The organism is Micromonospora sp. NPDC005710 (assembly GCF_040630995.1).
GTDB lineage: Bacteria > Actinomycetota > Actinomycetes > Mycobacteriales > Micromonosporaceae > Micromonospora.
This window is the reverse complement of the sequence record NZ_JBEXYP010000002.1, coordinates 85078-101654: the sequence shown is the minus strand read 5'-3', so window position 1 is coordinate 101654 and position 16577 is coordinate 85078. Positions and strand designations below refer to the sequence as shown.

Annotated in this window: 11 protein-coding genes; 9 read left to right on the top strand and 2 right to left on the bottom strand. The window is 68.4% G+C overall.

Going from position 1 to position 16577, the window contains the following annotated elements:
* Positions 1 to 609 precede the first annotated feature (609 nt).
* From ABZ406_RS02755 to ABZ406_RS02715, 9 genes are all read left to right on the top strand, one after another.
* Positions 610 to 7374, top strand: coding sequence for an RHS repeat-associated core domain-containing protein (locus ABZ406_RS02755; RefSeq protein WP_357755571.1), 6765 nt, complete (start codon positions 610 to 612; stop codon positions 7372 to 7374).
* 4 nt (positions 7375 to 7378) lie between these two features.
* On the top strand, positions 7379 to 7819 hold the full coding sequence (locus ABZ406_RS02750; protein WP_357755570.1) for a hypothetical protein: 441 nt from the start codon (positions 7379 to 7381) through the stop codon (positions 7817 to 7819).
* Between the two features lie 266 nt (positions 7820 to 8085).
* Complete coding sequence (locus ABZ406_RS02745) at positions 8086 to 9432, top strand: efflux RND transporter periplasmic adaptor subunit (protein ID WP_357755908.1); 1347 nt, start codon at positions 8086 to 8088, stop codon at positions 9430 to 9432.
* Positions 9429 to 10379 carry an ABC transporter ATP-binding protein gene (locus ABZ406_RS02740; RefSeq protein WP_357755569.1) on the top strand — a complete coding sequence of 317 codons (951 nt, stop codon included), beginning with the start codon at positions 9429 to 9431 and terminating at the stop codon, positions 10377 to 10379. The genes ABZ406_RS02745 and ABZ406_RS02740 overlap by 4 nt, the downstream gene beginning before the upstream one ends.
* Entirely contained in the window at positions 10376 to 11560 is a 1185-nt protein-coding gene (locus ABZ406_RS02735; RefSeq protein ID WP_328652022.1) for an ABC transporter permease, read from the top strand. The genes ABZ406_RS02740 and ABZ406_RS02735 overlap by 4 nt, the downstream gene beginning before the upstream one ends.
* Before the next feature lie 212 nt (positions 11561 to 11772).
* Complete coding sequence (locus ABZ406_RS02730; RefSeq protein WP_007465625.1) at positions 11773 to 11982, top strand: helix-turn-helix domain-containing protein; 210 nt, start codon at positions 11773 to 11775, stop codon at positions 11980 to 11982.
* Positions 11983 to 12252: 270 nt separating this feature from the next.
* The gene (locus ABZ406_RS02725; RefSeq protein WP_007465623.1) at positions 12253 to 12354 is read left to right on the top strand and encodes an AURKAIP1/COX24 domain-containing protein; all 102 of its coding nucleotides are present in this window, start codon (positions 12253 to 12255) and stop codon (positions 12352 to 12354) included.
* 122 nt (positions 12355 to 12476) lie between these two features.
* The gene (locus tag ABZ406_RS02720; protein ID WP_357755568.1) at positions 12477 to 13553 is read left to right on the top strand and encodes an NAD-dependent epimerase/dehydratase family protein; all 1077 of its coding nucleotides are present in this window, start codon (positions 12477 to 12479) and stop codon (positions 13551 to 13553) included.
* Positions 13550 to 14662, top strand: a complete 1113-nt coding sequence (locus tag ABZ406_RS02715) for a lysophospholipid acyltransferase family protein (RefSeq protein WP_357755566.1) — start codon at positions 13550 to 13552, stop codon at positions 14660 to 14662. The genes ABZ406_RS02720 and ABZ406_RS02715 overlap by 4 nt, the downstream gene beginning before the upstream one ends.
* 24 nt (positions 14663 to 14686) lie before the next feature.
* On the opposite strand, the gene ABZ406_RS02710 is transcribed toward ABZ406_RS02715, so the two are convergent.
* Entirely contained in the window at positions 14687 to 15556 is an 870-nt protein-coding gene (locus tag ABZ406_RS02710) for an HAD-IB family hydrolase (RefSeq protein WP_357755564.1), read from the bottom strand.
* Positions 15557 to 15681: 125 nt separating this feature from the next.
* Positions 15682 to 16551 carry a DUF5667 domain-containing protein gene (locus tag ABZ406_RS02705; RefSeq protein WP_357755562.1) on the bottom strand — a complete coding sequence of 290 codons (870 nt, stop codon included), beginning with the start codon at positions 16549 to 16551 and terminating at the stop codon, positions 15682 to 15684.
* Positions 16552 to 16577 lie beyond the last annotated feature (26 nt).

The window sequence follows — 16577 nt, the reverse complement described above, 5'->3', positions numbered from 1 at the left end:
GAGGGCTTGCTGGGTGCGGCGGCAGTCGGAGCGGCGGGTAGGAACGTGGCTGAGGTGGCCAGGAAGAGGCTTGCGGCGACACCTGTGGCGAGCGCTCGTCTGGTTGTCCATGTCCTCGGCTGAGGACCGATTTTGAGCATGAAAAAGGTATCTCCCCCGTGAGTGAAGCCGGCGGACGCGGAGCACGTCCGTTAGGCGGCCACAGTGAACCAGTACCGGGGCACCCGTGGAACAGGCGGCATCACAGGGAGTTGTCCCTTTCGGACTCACTGCAGCGCATTTGCCGCTGTGATAGTCATCATTCGTTATCGCACCGTTACCTTCGGTGGAAGACGGCATGCAACATTGTTCGCGCCACGGGGGTGCGCGACGAGACACCCTGCGTGGATTTTTCAGCGATCTCGCAGAGGTGAGGGTGAAATGGTCGGGCACGGGGGATTACGCCTTCTTACACGGCGCAAACGTCTGGCGGCGTTGACTACGGTGACGTCGCTGGTGGCGAGCTTGTTGGTGGGTGCACCGGCGGCTGCGAAACCGGATGAGGGCGGTCTGTCAAAACTTCCGCCCATGTCGCCCGGGCGATCGGTGACCGGTGTCAAGCCACTACCCATGAACTTCGTGACACCACCAGACCAGGCCAAGTCGACCTATCGACCGTCCCGGACGGCATGGCCGACTGCCACCTCGACGACTGTGGAGTTGACTGGATCGGCGTCCGCGACCCGGGCTGCCGCACCGGCGAAATCCCGCGCCGCGGGCACCCCGGTCTGGCTGGAACCGGTCGTCAAGCGCGGACGGCCCGCCAGCCCGCAGCAGATGCGGGTGTCGGTCGCCGACCGCAAGGCGGCCGAGGCAGCAGGCGTTGGCGGCGTGCTGCTCTCGGTGACCCCGGCGTCGACCACGCCGGTCAACGGATCGGTGCGCGTCGGTGTCGACTACGCCGAGTTCGCCGAGGCGTACGGCGGCAACTACGGCTCCCGACTACGGCTCGTGCGGATGCCCGCATGTGCCCTCACCACCCCGGCGCTCGCTGAGTGCCGCACGTCGACCCCGTTGGCCTCCACCAACGACCCGGCAAGCAACTCGGTCTCGGCGGAAGTGCCGCTGACGACCTCCAGCGCCGACAGCCGGTCCGCCGGATCGGCGATGGTGCTCGCCGCCGTGGCGGGCGCTGGCGACGAGGGCGGTAAGGGTGGCACCTACGCGGCGACCGACCTGAAGCCGTCCGGTTCGTGGACGGCCGGCGGCAGCACCGGCTCCTTCAGCTACTCGTACCCGTTGACGGTGCCACCGACCCGCTCGAAGCTCGTGCCGCAACTGGCCCTCTCCTACGACTCCGGTGGTGTCGACGGTCAGACCGCCGCGACCAACGCGCAGGCGTCGTGGGTCGGAGAGGGTTGGACCACCCCGAAGTCGTTCGTCGAGCAGACCTTCGTCTCCTGCTCGGACGACCCGGGCGGCAGCCCGTCCCCGGTCAAGACGAACGATCGTTGCTACGCCGGCCCGGTCCTCACCATCGCCCTCAACGGATCGTCCAGTTCGCTGATCTGGGACTCCGCCAAGAGCATCTGGAAGATGCAGAACGACACCGGCGCGGTGGTCACCCGGGTCATGAACTCGGGCAACGGCAGCGGCACCAAGGACACCGACTACTGGCGAGTCACCGAGCGGGACGGCACCGTCTACGAGTTCGGCCGTAACCGCCTGCCGGGTTGGACCACCAACAAGCCGGAGACCAAGTCGGTGGACCACGTCCCGGTCTACTCGGCGCACTCGGGAGACCCCTGCTACAACACGGCCGGCTTCAGCTCGTCGGTCTGCACCATGGCGTACCGGTGGAACCTCGACTACGCCAAGGACGTCCACGGCAACGCGATGGCCTACTACTACAACCAGGCCACCAACTACTACGGCCGCAACGAGGGCGCCACCGACGTGTCGTACATCCGGGACAGCAACCTCGCCCGGATCGACTACGGCTTCCGCGACAACGGTGCGTACGGCACCATCCCCAACCAGGTGGTCTTCAACACCGGCGACCGCTGCCTCTCCGGCACCTGCACGCCGCTGAACGAGGCGAACAAGGCCAACTGGCCGGACGTGCCGTTCGACCTGGTCTGCAACTCGGGCACTGACTGCAAGGCGTGGAGTCCCTCGTTCTTCTCCACGGTGCGGCTGACGTCAATCGAGACCCAGCAGTACGACGTGAGTCTCAGCCCGCCGTACCGGAAGGTCGACTCCTACGCGCTCGCCCAGACGATGCCGGCAACCGGGGACGGCACGGCGCCGACGCTGTGGCTGTCGTCGATCGCCCGCACCGGGCACGACACCACCTCCGGCGGCTCGGCCAGCGCCATCACCCTGCCGTCGGTGTCGTTCACGGGCATCAAGCTGCCCAACCGGGTGGATGTCACAGGTGGCTACCCGTCGTTCTACCGGCAGCGCATCGCGACGATCACCACCGAGGCCGGTTCGGTCATCTCTCCCAGCTACGAGCTGCCGCAGCCCTGCACCGCACCGGTGACGGTCAGCCCGGCGTCCAACACCTTGTCGTGCTACCCCGTCTACTGGACGCCGGAGGGACTGTCGGACCAGATCCGCGACTGGTTCCACAAGTACGCGGTCACCCGGGTCACCGCGACCGATCCGACCGGTGGCGCCCCGGCCACCTCCACCAGTTACCAGTACGTCGGCGGTGCGGCATGGCACTACGACGACAACGAGGTGGTCAAGGCCAAGTACCGCACCTACGGCCAGTTCCGCGGCTGGGGCAAGGTCCAGGTGCGCAACGGTGACGGTGCGAACGACCCCCGCACCTTGGGCGAAACCACCTACTACCGTGGCATGAGCAAGAACAACAACACCACCGTCGTGAACGTCACCGACAGCGCGGGTGGCGTCCACGAGGACGTCGACCAGCTCGCTGGGCGTGCCCTGGAGACCACCTCGTACCTGGGTGACGGCGGTCCGATCGACAACTCGACTGTCACCTCGTACTGGGTGTCGGGCGCGACCGCGACCCGGAGCCGAACGGGACTCCCGGCGCTGACAGCGACGTTCACCGCGCCGGTGCAGACCTGGCGACGGCAGGCAGTCACCTCCGGATCCAGCACCACCTGGCGATACAGCCAGACCGACATGTCGTACGACGCGTCGACCAGCTCGGCGACCTTCGGCCTGCTGCAGCACTCGTACGACCACACGGTGCCGACGAACCCCGCCTACGACCGGTGCACGAGCACGACGTACGCCCCGGCCAACACCGGGCTCAACCTGGTCGGCCTGACCAGCCAGGTCGAGACCGTGTCGGTGGCCTGCGCCGGCTTCAGTGCCGGCTCGCCGACCTCGGTGCCGGGAAGCACCAACACGCTGACCGCTCCCACCACCGTCAGCCGGCCGGCGCAGGTCGTCTCGCACGTTCGGACCTACTATGACGACCCGCAGTTCGCGACCACGTTCCCGCAGGCGGCTGCTCCGAGCCGGGGCAACGTCACGATGGCCCGCAAGGCGTCCGACTGGGTCTCCGGCGGGTACGCCTACCAGACCACCGACCGGGCCGAGTTCGACGCCTATGGTCGCGCCACCGGCACCTGGGACGGCAACGGCAACAAGTCCACCACCAGCTACACCGACAATGCCGCCGGCCTGACCACCAGCATGACCCTGCAGAACGCCGAGGGTCACGCCACCTCCACGACGATGACCACGCTGCGCAATATCCCCACCAGCAGCACCGATGCCAACGGGGTGGTCACCCGAACGCAGTACGACGCGGTCGGTCGGCTGAAGGCGGTCTGGTTGGCGTCCCGGCCCACCAGCGCTCTGCCGAACGTCAAGCACACGTACACGGTTTCCAAGAGCGGACCAACCGCTACGACAACCGAGACGTTGAACCTCAACAACGCGTACGCGACCACGACCACCATCTATGACGCCCAGTACCGGGTGCGGCAGACCCAGTCGGACACCAACCCCGGCGGTCGGATGGTCACCGACTCGTTCTACGACAGCCGGGGATGGGTGCGGGCGACCTACAACGGCTGGTGGGACGCCGCCAGCATGCCGGACACGACTCCGGTCTACGCCGACTCGCTGCTGAAGAAGGCACTGAACCAGACCTTCAACACCTACGACGGCCTCGGCCGGGTCATCTTGGCCGAGAGCGCCCGCGACGGGGTGGTCAAGACGTCGACCAGGACTGTGTACAACGGTGACCGCACGATGGTCATCCCGCCGATGGGTGGCACTGTCACGGCCACGGTCAACGACCCGATGGGCCGGTTGGAGAAGCAACTCCAGTACACCGCGGCGCCGACGCTGGTCTCCCCGTCGAACCCGTTCACCGGCGTCTACCGGGTCACCGGCGGTACCACAGTGGACAGCAGCTACGGCTACGACACGCATGGCAACCAGTCGACAGTGACCGACACTGCCGGAAACCCTTGGACCAGCACGTTCAATCTGCTGGGGCAGGTGGTCAGCATGGACGACCCGGATGCCGGCACCAGAACCATGCGCTACGACGGTGCGGGCAACGTCATCGAGTCGACTGACGGCCGCGGCAAGGCCGCCTCGTACACCTTCGACAAGATCAACCGTCGTACGGCGAGCTTCGCCGCGCTGGCCTCCGCCCAGTCGACCAGCAACAGGCTGGCCGCCTGGGTGTACGACAACGACAACAGCGCCGCGTCGATCACGAACCCGATCGGCAAGCTCACCACTGCGACGGCCTTCCGCAACGGTGCCGAGTACAGCACCCAGTGGATCAACTTCGACTCCTTCGGCAACTCTAAGGGCGAGACGATCACCATTCCCGCCGTCGAGGGAGCGCTCGGCAACACGTACGCGTTCGGGCACACCTATTCGACGCTGAACGGGCTTCCCTACACCGACACCTACCCTGCCAGGGGCAACCTGCCCAGTGAGACAGTAATTCGTAGCTACGGCGGGGTTCTGGACCTGCCGACGATCGTCGGTGGGCTCGCTGGCTACAGCGCGTCCGTCGACTACGACGCGTGGGGACGGGTCACCCGTAACCTCGTGGGCCTTGCGAACAGCGGGGCTTCGATCGTCAACATCTACGACGACCACAACGGGCGACCCAAGCAGCAGGTCGTCACCAAGACGACGACCACCACCAAGGACGTCGGCAAGCGTGACTACGAGTACGACGCGTTCGGCAACATCACTAAGACCATTGACACTCGCTCCGACCCGACTGCCGCGTCGGAGACGCAGTGTTACCGGTACGACTCGCTGCGGCGGCTCACGAAGGCATGGACGGCTACCGACGCCTGCGCGGTCGCCCCTACCACCGGTAACCGTGCCATGGTCGGCAGTGGCATCGGTGCCACCAGTGCCTACTGGACCGAGTGGAACGTCGACTCACTCGGCAACCGGAAGAGCCAGATCCAGTATTCGACGTCCGGTGGGACCGACACCACCACCAACTACGCGTACGACGGCAACGCAAAGGGCCAGCCGCACACCTTGACGAGCACCGCCACCTCCGGCGGACTCACCGGCAGCACCTCGTACGCCTACGACGACGCGGGCAACATGACCACCCGCAAGGCCGGACAGGGCACCCAGACCCTGAACTGGGACGACGCCGGAGAGTTGGCGTCGGTGACCGGCGGCACGGGCGGCAACAGCTCGTTCCTGTACGACGCCGACGGCAACCTGCTGATCCAGAAGGACCCGGGAGTCACCACCCTTTACCTGCCCGGTCAGCAGATCACCCTCAACACCAGCACCCAGGCGTTGAGCGGCACCCGCTACTACCAGCTGCCAAGCGGCGCGATGGCCTATCGCACGGGCAGTGGCACCGCGTACGGGTTCACCATCCCGGACCACCAGGGCACGCCGAACCTCTACCTGAACAACACGGCCCAGGTGCCGACGTGGCGGCAGTACACCCCGTACGGTGCGCCCCGCGGCTCCACCGTCACGGCACCGGACAACCGTGGCTTCCTCAACCAACCGCTCAACACGAACACCGGACTGACTCAGGTCAGCGCGCGGAATTACGACCCGACGATCGGCCGGTTCGTCTCGGTTGACCCGTTGCAGGACCTGACCGACCCGCAACAGTGGAATGGCTACTCCTACGCCAACAACTCCCCGGTCACGATGAGCGACCCGGACGGCCTGATCCCGGCCGACTGCCTGGAGTTCGACTGCCGCGGTTACGACCCCCGCCCCCTTAAGGACGGCGACGGCCGTGGGGCAGGTGGCTGCCCGGGCGGCTGTGGCACCGACGCAAACATCCTGTGGGGCGACACGAACGGCAAGTCGAGTACCAAGTCAGCGAAGGTCGACAACCCGCGCAGTCTGGGTTACGGCATGGTGGTGCCGGAGGCTGTGCGGTTCGAAGAGTTCATGCGCCGATGGAACGACCAGCGTGCTGCCTGGTTCCGGAGAATGAGCCAGGACGGCAACGACATGCTGATGGAGCAGGACACCCGCCAGCTCGCGATGCTCATCTGCGCAGAGCTACGTTCTTCGAACGTATGCGGCGATTGGGAGGAAGATTTGTTCTTCTCCCATGCCGACTGGATTCTCGCAAACATGCCGGATGACGATCGCCTCTTCTCTATCAAGACCGGAAAGGGTGGGAAGAGTGGGGCAGGCTGCAATTGCGGCTGCAAGAGCTTCAGTGGTGACACCGAGGTACTGATGGCGGATGGTTCCACTAAAAGCCTCAAGGATATTGAGGTCGGAGACGAGGTTATGGCCTCAGATCCGGAGGTGGGTGAGCAAGGGCCAAGAGTTGTCACGCACGTTTGGGTCCACGACGATTACCTCATCGATCTTCAGCTTCTCGGATCTGCCGTTAGAACTACAGAGGATCATCCGTTCTGGAATCAGACAGATAGGCAGTGGCAGCGAGCTGATGAGTTCGATTCGGGTGACCGGGTCTTGTCGGCCGACGGCGGCACCCGACCCGTGCTGGGCATTCTTCCGAATACCGTCCGTGTAGGCGCGGCCTACAACCTCACCGTAGACGGCATTCATACGTATTATGTGGTTGCCGGAGGCGCAACGGTCCTCGTGCACAACACTGGTCCGGGAGGCTGTGTCCCTGGCTATGAGAATCCTGGACATCACGACCCACGAGGCGGGCCGAACCCTTACAATCCCAAAAAGGGGGTTCTGCCGGCCGACGCGGCCGAGCAATTCCAGAACAGTGTTGAGTTCGCCGGAGTGCGTTGGACTAGAATTGGTTCCGGCAAGAAAGCCGTCTACTACAGATACTCCAACGATGGGCATGGGAACTGGCACTTCAGCGGCAGCTCCAACGGGCGTGATAATCGGGGCAATCCAGCAGAGATTCCTGCGGAGCACATCCCAATTCAGATTCGGCGGAGGTAAGGGGTTGAGATTTCTCGACGATCGCGGTCAGTTCGGCTTGCTGGTAAGCCCTCTTGCCTTTCACCGCCTCTTCCGCTTTCAGTTCATCGTTGAGGGACGGCTCGTCGGCGACGACGAGGGTTGCATCATCGGATCAGTGATGACGCAGCTTACGGATCGTCCACGTATTGATGACGAAAGACTCGATTTGTTGGAGGTGGATCCTGCCGCATTCATGGAAGTCATGGCTACAGATGAGTATCTTCACGACTCGACAATAATGTCTAGTGTTGAGTCCCTAGACCGTTGGACGGTCTACAGCTACGTGCGTGCAAAGTGCTTCACAATGGTGGCGCGGCAAGTGTCGATCCAGGAACCTGGGCAAATTCTCGTGGCGAATGTCGACGAGGTCGAATTTGAGGCTATAGTGAACGCCGCCCGAACTTATTGGCTCAATAGCCAGTAAATCTCAGGAAGGTCATGGCTGCCTCGCTATGGCCGGACGTGTGCTGACGATCGACTGCCAGCCGAATAGAATATGGACCTGCGGTGTTGCTCCGTGGCGGCACCGCAGGTCCACCATTCAATTGCAAGGTGTCAAGGCGGTACAATTCGTCACTCCTGGGCGTCAGCCTCGTAGCTTCAGCTGCATGGGCCGAAGTGGTTGCTGGCAATACGGTCCCGTACCATCGATGTGTGCGCCGCCCTCAATTGTTGCGGCCCGCCAGCACCATGCGGCCCCGCCTGCTCGTCGCCCTGACCGCCGTCGCCGTTCTCACCGCCACCACCGCCGCCTCCTGCGGCGACGAAGACCCGGACCTCGCGCTGGCCTCGGCCGCCCGTAACCCGGTGACCGAGGTGATCGACGCCCCGGCCACGGTCACGGCCCGCGCCGCCGCCACCCTCACCGCTCCCGCCGACGGCACCCTCGCCAGCCTGCGCGTCCAGCCTGGACAGCGGGTGAAGCGCGGTCAGGTGCTGGCCGTTGTCGACTCGCCGAGCGCGCAGCAGCGTCTCCGGCAGTCCAAGGACGCGCTGTCCGCCGCGAAGCGTGCCGGCCGAGGCGTCGGAACGGGCAGTCTGACCAGCAGCCGGCGCGGCACCGACAAGGCCGCCACCGAGGCGTTCGACGCCGCCCGTAAGGCCGCCGACAAGATCTCCGACCCGCAGTTGCGGGATGCGCTGTTGACCCAGGTGACGTCCGCGCAGAAGCAGTACACGGCCGCCGCGCGCAGCGCCGACCAGGCGGTTCGCGCGGTGCAGCGGGGGATCAACGGGTTGAGTTCCGCCGTCGGCGCGCTCTCCGCGGCGCAACGGCTCCAGGCCCAGCAGGCGTACGACCTGGCGAAGGCGAGCGTCGACGCGCTGACCCTGCGTGCCCCGATCGCGGGTGTGGTGCAGCCGGGCGGCACCCGGGCCGGCGGTGGCGCGAACGCAGGTCTCGCCGGTCTGTTGGAGCAGGCTGGCGGGGCGGGCCTCGGTCCGTCCGCGCTGGCCCCCAGCCAGAGCGGGCCACCGGCCGGGGTGGACGACGCGGTGGTGGTCGGCGGGCTGGTCAGCGCCGGCGCGCCGGTGCTGACAGTGGTGGACACCGGACAGCTCGGGCTGCTCGCCGAGGTGGACGAGACCGACGTACTTCTCGTCAAGGCCGGCGTGACCGCCACCGTCGAGCTGGACGCGGTCACCGGTGCCAGCTACGACGCCAACGTCCGGTCGGTCGACGTGCTGCCGACCAACTCCGCGCAGGGCGGGGTCACCTATCGGGTACGCCTCGCGCTGGGCGCCGGGAAGCTGGCCGAGGACGAGCCGGCGCCGATGCCCCGCCCCGGCATGAACGCGATAGTGCACCTGCGGGTACGGGAGGCCGCCGACGCGGTGACAGTCCCCGCGTCGGCGGTGTTCTCCGCCGACGGCCGGGACGCGGTCTGGGTGGTCCGGGACGGTAAGGCCGGCCGGGCATCGGTGACTGTGGGCGTCCAGGGGTCCGACCTGGTGCAGATCCTCAACGGTGTGCAGCCGGGCGACCGGATCGTGGTGCGCGGAGCCGACCAGGTCCGCGACGGCCAGGAGGTCAAGTGACCGAATCCGCCGGTCCGCGCGGCGACGGGCCGACAGCGGAACGCGTCCCGGCCATCGAGGCGGTGGACGTGTCCCGGACGTACCAGCTCGACGGGGTGTCGGTGGCGGCGCTGCGCGGGGTGTCGCTGACCGTGCAGGCGGGGGACTACGTGGCTCTGGTCGGCCCGTCCGGCTCGGGCAAGTCCACCCTCATGCACCTCCTCGGTGGGCTGGACCGGCCGACCGGCGGCAGGTTGGTGATCGGCGGGCGGGACGTCAACGCCCTCGCCCCGCCGGAGATGGCGACCCTGCGCAACGAGACGATCGGTTTCGTCTTTCAGGCGTTCCATCTGCTGCCGCGTACCTCGGCGGTGGAGAACGTGGCGTTGCCCCTGGTCTATCGGGGGGTGTCGGCCCGGCAGCGGCGGGAGCGGGCGGCGGCGATGCTGGGCCGGGTCGGCCTCGGGCACCGGCTCGACCACCGACCCAACCAGATGTCCGGCGGTGAGCAGCAGCGGGTGGCGATCGCCCGCGCGCTGGTCACCGAACCGACTGTGCTGCTGGCCGACGAACCCACCGGCAACCTGGACAGCGTCACCGGCGCCGCCGTACTCGAATTGTTGGAGCAGTTGAACGCGGAGTCCGGCGTGGCGCTGGTGATGGTCACCCACGACCAGGAGGTCGCGGCCCGAGCCCACCGTCGGATCACCATGCGCGACGGCGTTGTCGTGGCGGACAGCGCCGCGAGCCCACTCCCGACCGCGGACAGCGCCAACCCGAACACCGGCCATGATCGACCGCCGTCCGTTGATCACGGTCGACCTGCGACACTGGTCCCCGCTCCCAGCGCGGAGCCCCGGTCCGCGTCCGGAAGCGGTCCGGGGCACCCGTCCGGTGGCTCCGGTGGCGCCGCCGGAGCCACCGGGCGCCTTCCGCACGAGGTCGAGCAACCCGGGGGTACGGCGTGAGGGTCGCCGAGGCGTGGCGGGTGGCGCTGGACGCCCTCCGGGCGAATCGGCTGCGCAGTGCGCTGACCATGCTCGGGGTGATCATCGGGGTGGCCTCGGTGGTTCTGCTGGTGGCCATCGGCACCGGCACGAAACAGAAGGTCGAGCAGCAGGTCGAGGGCCTCGGCTCCAACCTGCTGCTTGTCGTCCCCGGTCGGATCGAGGTGGGGAACGCGCCTGTCGTCTCGCCGCTGACCCTCAAGGACGTGGACGCCGTGACCAGGGTGGTCGGTGACCCGGACCGGGTGGCGGTCACCGTCGCCTCCGGGGCGACCGCGCGGGCCGGTGCCCGTTCGGACTTCACCACTGTGCAGGGCGTCCTGGAGACGACCCCGGCCGTGTTCACCAGGTCGCTGGCTCGGGGTCGTTACCTCACCGGCACCGACGTGGACACCAGCCGACGGGTGGCGGTGCTCGGCGACTCGGTGGCCCGTGCGCTCTTCCCGGACCGGGATCCGCTCGGCCAGCAGGTGGCGCTGGCCGGGGTGCGGTTCCGGGTGATCGGGGTCTTCGCGCCCCTCGGGCAGAGCCTTGGCGTCGACCGGGACGACGAGGTGCACGTACCGGTGACCGCCGCGCAGCGTCTCTGGGGCACCCAGCGGGTCGACGGCATCGCGGTGAAGGCCCCGGACCGGGAACGGATCGACGAGCTGGGTGAACGGATCGTCGCCGAACTGAACCGCCGTCACCCGGACACCGAGTTCAGCGCCGTCACCCAGCAGCAGATCCTCGGTGTGCTCGGCGACATCCTCGGGGTCCTCACGGGTGTGCTGGCCGCCATCGCCGGCATCTCGCTGCTCGTCGGCGGCGTCGGCGTCTCCAACATCATGCTGGTGAGCGTCCGGGAGCGGACCCGGGAGATCGGGCTGCGGAAGGCGGTGGGCGCGCGTCCCCGCGACATCGGTGTGCAGTTCCTGCTGGAAGCGGTGCTGCTCACCACGATCGGCGGGCTGACCGGGATGGCTCTGGGTGTGGGAAGCGCTCTGCTGGTCGACGCGCTGTCGCCCATCCCGGCGGCGATCACCTGGTGGTCGTTGGCGCTCGCCTTCGGCGTGTCGGCGGTGGTGGGCATCGTCTTCGGGGTGGTCCCCGCGCAGCGCGCCGGCCGTCTGGACCCGGTTGTCGCGCTCCGTACCGAATGAGCAGCTTCGGAACAACCGGACGACGGACGCGGACGGGCGGATACCGGGACCACGGATCGGGTGAACCGACCACCGAAGCATGATCAGTTGCAGGAAGGGATCGCGCCGGTCACAACCGCCCCGCTACCGTACTGGTAACACGCGCGTCGCCGGCTCGACCCGGAGCATCCGTCGGGTTGGCGCGCGCCGGGCATGGGATGGGTCGGTGAGCCATGGCCGGGTCACAATCCGACGGACGGCTGTCGGAGGTCAAGTTCCTGACCGTTGCGGAGGTGGCGACGGTCATGCGGGTGTCGAAGATGACTGTCTATCGCCTGGTGCACAGCGGTGAGCTCACCGCAGTGCGGGTCGGCCGGTCGTTCCGGGTGCCCGAGCACGCGGTGCACGAATATCTCCGAGGCGCGTTTCAGGAAACCGCCTGAGCCACCACGCCGCCCTCCGATCGCCGGTTGACCGGCATCGGCGGGCGCAGAGAGTGGGCTGTGCCCTCCGAGGTCGCGAGCCAGAGGCCGCTGCGACCGGGGGCGCGTTGGTCCGCCTGACGCCCTCCGGCTACCCTGGAGCCCGACCGAGACCCCTCCGGTGCGCCCCGCCGCCCAGACTGGTCCGGTCCGTTGTCCGCAAGCGGTCGCCGTCGCCACCTGCGTGGTGTCATCCGGTCCGCCCCGCACGTTGTATCGAAAGGCTGTCGTATGGGCTCGGTGGTCAAGAAGCGCCGTAAGCGCATGGCTAAGAAGAAGCACCGCAAGCTGCTGCGCAAGACCCGCGTCCAGCGTCGCCGTCTCGGCAAGTGATCGCTGCCGGGCTCCTGGCCCGGCGTTCGGCGTCACTTGCCTAACTGTCGATCTCCGGAGGCTCAGGTGATCAGGCCGTGGTCGTCCCGGCTCGGTCCATCCTGTCGGGGTAGGTGCGTCAGATGACCCTCGGTGGCACCTCAGGTGCCCCGGGGGTCGTCGTCGTCACCGGAGTGGGTCGTTACCTGGGTGCCCACGTGGCGGCCCGACTGGCCGCCGACCCGCGCATCGAACGGGTCATCGGTGTCGACGCACCTGATTCCGGCACCGAGTTCACCGACCTGCTGGACCGGGTCGAACGGATCCGCGTCGACAGCGGTTCGCTCGGTGGCCTCCTCGCCGACCTGGACGTCGACGCGGTGGTGCACCTCGCGCTCGTCACCTCACCCGACCCGCAGCACGGTGGCCGGTCCGCGATGAAGGACCAGAACGTCATCGGCAGCATGCAGATGCTCGCCGCCTGCCAGCGGGCACCCCGGCTGCGTAAGCTCGTCGTCCGCTCGTCGACGGCCGCGTACGGGGTGTCGTTCCGGGACCCGGCGGTCTTCACCGAGGAGACCGAGCCCCGCGAGGTGCCGCGCGGCGGCTTCGGCCGCGACATCCTCGACCTTGAGGGGTACGTGCGCGGTTTCCGTCGCCGTCGATCCGACGTCACCGCCACGGTCCTGCGCTTCGCCCCGTTCATCGGCTCGACCGCCGACACCACGTTGACCCGGTACTTCTCGCAGCCGTTCGTGCCGACCGTCTTCGGCCGTGATCCCCGTCTGCAGTTCCTGCACTTCGACGACGCGTTGGAGGTGCTGCACCGGTCGATCGTGGAGGACCATCCCGGCACGTACAACGTCGCCGGCCCCGGGGTGCTGTCGCTGTCCCAGGCGATCCGGCGCGCCGGCCGGGTGGCAGTGCCGGTGCTGGAGCCGAGCCTGTCCGGGGCCGCCGCGCTGGCCCGCACCATGGGCTTCGGTCGCTACGGCCTGGACCAGGTCGACCTCTTCGTGCACGGCCGGGTCGTCGACACGAGTCGGCTCGAGCAGGAGTACGGCTTCACGCCCCGGTCGACAGCCGACGCATTCGAGGACTTCATCCGTGCCCATCACGGCGGGGTGGTGGTCAGCCGGGACCAGTTGGCCGCTGCCGAGCAACTCGTCCTGGACGGCATCCGGCAGGTCCGGTCAGCGGTGCGGGAGCGGTTGTCATGAGCGCGAGGAGTGGGCCGGAGGAGGGGCGCGACCCGCAGTCGGTCGGGCGTTTCGACGTACCGCAGCAGGTGCCCGCGCCGGACGCGGAGCCGGCGCGGCGCAACGGACATCGACCGGCCCCGCAGGCCGCGCCGACCTCGACCGCAACGTCACCCCCGGCCCCGGCCCCGACTCCGACTCCGACGCCGGCCCCGACTCCGACCCCGGCCGACGAGGTCGACGCCGGGTTGCCCGGCGGCACCGAGCCTGCGGTGTCGGACCGGCCCGGTGACCACTGGGACCGCAAGGTCGCGAACGGGTTGGCGTTCCTGCGCCGGCGGCTCTCGGGTGACTACGAGGTCGACGAGTTCGGCTTCGACTCGGAGTTGACCGACGCGGTCTTCCACCCGTTGCTGCGGTTGCTCTATCGGGACTGGTTCCGCACCGAGGTCGGTGGGCTGGAACACGTCCCGGTGGACGGGCCCGCCCTGGTCGTCGGCAACCACTCCGGAACGGTGGCACTGGACGCCCTGATCCTCTCGGCGGCGTTGCACGACAAGCATCCCGCCCACCGCTACCTGCGGCTGCTCGGCGCCGACCTGGTGTTCCGGATGCCGGTGATCTCCGAGCTGGCCCGCAAGACCGGCGGCACTGTGGCCTGCAACCCGGACGCCGAGCGGCTGCTCGGCGGCGGTGATCTGGTCGGTGTGTTCCCGGAGGGCTTCAAGGGCATTGGCAAGCTCTACGCCGACCGCTACAAGCTGCAACGCTTCGGGCGGGGCGGGTTCGTCTCGGCGGCGCTGCGCACCGGCACCCCGATCGTGCCCGTCGCCATCGTCGGCGGCGAGGAGATCTACCCGATGCTCGCCGACATCAAGCCCCTGGCGCGGCTGCTGAAGCTTCCGTATTTCCCGGTCACGCCGACGTTCCCGCTGCTCGGCCCGCTGGGCATGGTGCCGCTGCCCAGCAAGTGGCTCATCGAGTTCTGCCCGCCGATCCCCACCGCCCACCTGACCGACTCGGCGGACGACCCGCTGGTGGTCTTCAACCTCGCCGACCAGGTGCGGGAGACCATCCAGCAGACCCTGCACACGCTGCTGGAGCGGCGGCCGGACCCGTTCGGCCCCTAGGGCCTCAGGCCCTAGGCGGGCGGCTCAGCCGGTGCGGCGGCGGCGTTGCAGGGCCAAGCCGGCGGTCACCGCACCGGCGACCAACCCGGCCGCCGCGGTCGACGGCACGGCGATCTTGACCGCCCGCCGGCCGGTGCGGAAGTCCCGCACCTCCCAACCGTGCTGGCGGGCCTGACGCAGCAGGGCGCCGTCCGGGTTCACCGCCACCGCCCGGCCGACCGTGCTGAGCAGCGGCAGGTCGTTCGCCGAATCGCTGTAGGCCGCGCAGCGGGTCAGGTCGAGCCCTTCCACTGCCGCGAGCTGGGTGACCGCCTCGGCCTTGGCCGGTCCGTGCATCAGGTCACCCACCAACCGCCCGGTGTACGCCCCGTCCGCCACCTCGGCCACCGTGCCGATGGCACCGGTCAGGCCGAGCCGGGCGGCGATCACCCGGCCGATCTCGACGGGGGCGGCGCTCACCAGCCAGACCCGCTGCCCGGCGTCCAGGTGACGCTGAGCGAGCTGGTGGGTGCCGGCCCAGATCCGGGGGGCCATCATCTCGTCGAAGATCTCCTCGGCGAGGTGCTCGACCTCGGTGACCCGCCAGCCCTGGACGAAGGCCAGCGCCGCCTCCTTGGCCAGTGACATGTCACCGGCGTGCTCCCGGGCCAGCAGCCGGAAACGGAGCTGCTGCCAGGCGAAGCGGGCCAGGTCGGCGGTGGTCACGTAGTTCCGGGAGGCGAGCCCTCTGGCGAACCAGTAGATCGACGCGCCCTGCATCATCGTGTTGTCCACGTCGAAGAACGCCGCGGCGGTCCGGTCGGGTGCGCGGACCGGGGCCAGGTCGGTATCGGCCCAGCCGGCGGTGTGCCCCTCGGCGTCGGTGCTGACCGCCACCTTACGGCTACGCGACACACGATTCCTTCCTCACCGGTACGACGGATGCTTCCCCGCGAGGGTATCCGCCGTAGACGGGCGACCGGCCGAGCACACAGTTTCCTGTGGCGCGGCCGGTCGGACGTGCGGTATAGGGATGCTGGTCAGCGGGCCCCGGGGCAGGTGCTCGGGGCCGGGCCGAGGGTGTCGCTGGCGGTCGGTGCCGGCAGGCCGCAGGCGATCGCCGCACGCAGGTCGTCCGAGCGTTCCCGGATGGTGTCCAGCAGCAGCAGCGACCGTTGGGTCCGTTCCCGGTCGACGCGGGTGCTCCCGTCGAGCAGACCGCGTACCACGCGGCGTTGACTCGACACGAAGATGTTGAGGGTGTCCAGGCTGCCCGGCTCGGCCCGCTGCACCGCGGCCGAGGTCAGCAGGCGTGCTCCCTGCCGGCTGTCGGCGTCCATGTCGTCGAGGACCGCGCTGTAGCCGATCCGGTCGCCGCGCAGCTTGGCGGCTTCGCCGACCCTGGTCCGGGCGAAGTCCAGGAAGAGCTGGCCTCGGCTGATGTCGGAGCTGGCCAGAGCGAGCTGTGCCCGTTCGGTGGAGCGCTTCATGCCGTACAGCGCGTCACCGGGCACCGCGTTCTCGCTGGCCGCGGAGATCCCGGAGACGGCGATGGCCCCGGCGGCGATACCGACCAGGATCGCGCCGCGGGCTCGGGCCCGCCGGGCGGTGGCCGCCGGCAGGAGCCGCCCGCGGGTGGTCGTGGCGGCCGGTTCGCTGACCGCCGCTGGTGTGGCGCCCAGACCTTCCCGTTCGGCGGTGGCGAGCAGCATCGCCCGCAGGCCGGTACGGAAGTCCTGGTCCACCTCGACAGCCAGGGGGTCGACGCTGAGCCGTTGACCCACTGCGACGAGCGGCGCCAGTTGGCCGTCCACCCGGGATCGCACGTGGTGTCGTCGAGCGCCGTTGGCCTCGTCGAGAAGCTGCGCGAAGCGCTCCGCGCGCCGGCGGGAGAAGAGGGTGTTGTCCACCGCAGGCACCTCCTCTCGCTGGTCAC

Bases quoted from the DNA above. Each gene is read 5' to 3' on its own strand.
- ABZ406_RS02755 (WP_357755571.1), top strand. From the start codon at position 610: ATGAACTTCGTGACACCACCAGACCAGGCCAAGTCGACCTATCGACCG.
- ABZ406_RS02745 (WP_357755908.1), top strand. From the start codon at position 8,086: ATGCGGCCCCGCCTGCTCGTCGCCCTGACCGCCGTCGCCGTTCTCACC.
- ABZ406_RS02730 (WP_007465625.1), top strand. From the start codon at position 11,773: ATGGCCGGGTCACAATCCGACGGACGGCTGTCGGAGGTCAAGTTCCTG.
- ABZ406_RS02725 (WP_007465623.1), top strand. From the start codon at position 12,253: ATGGGCTCGGTGGTCAAGAAGCGCCGTAAGCGCATGGCTAAGAAGAAG.
- ABZ406_RS02720 (WP_357755568.1), top strand. From the start codon at position 12,477: ATGACCCTCGGTGGCACCTCAGGTGCCCCGGGGGTCGTCGTCGTCACC.
- ABZ406_RS02715 (WP_357755566.1), top strand. From the start codon at position 13,550: ATGAGCGCGAGGAGTGGGCCGGAGGAGGGGCGCGACCCGCAGTCGGTC.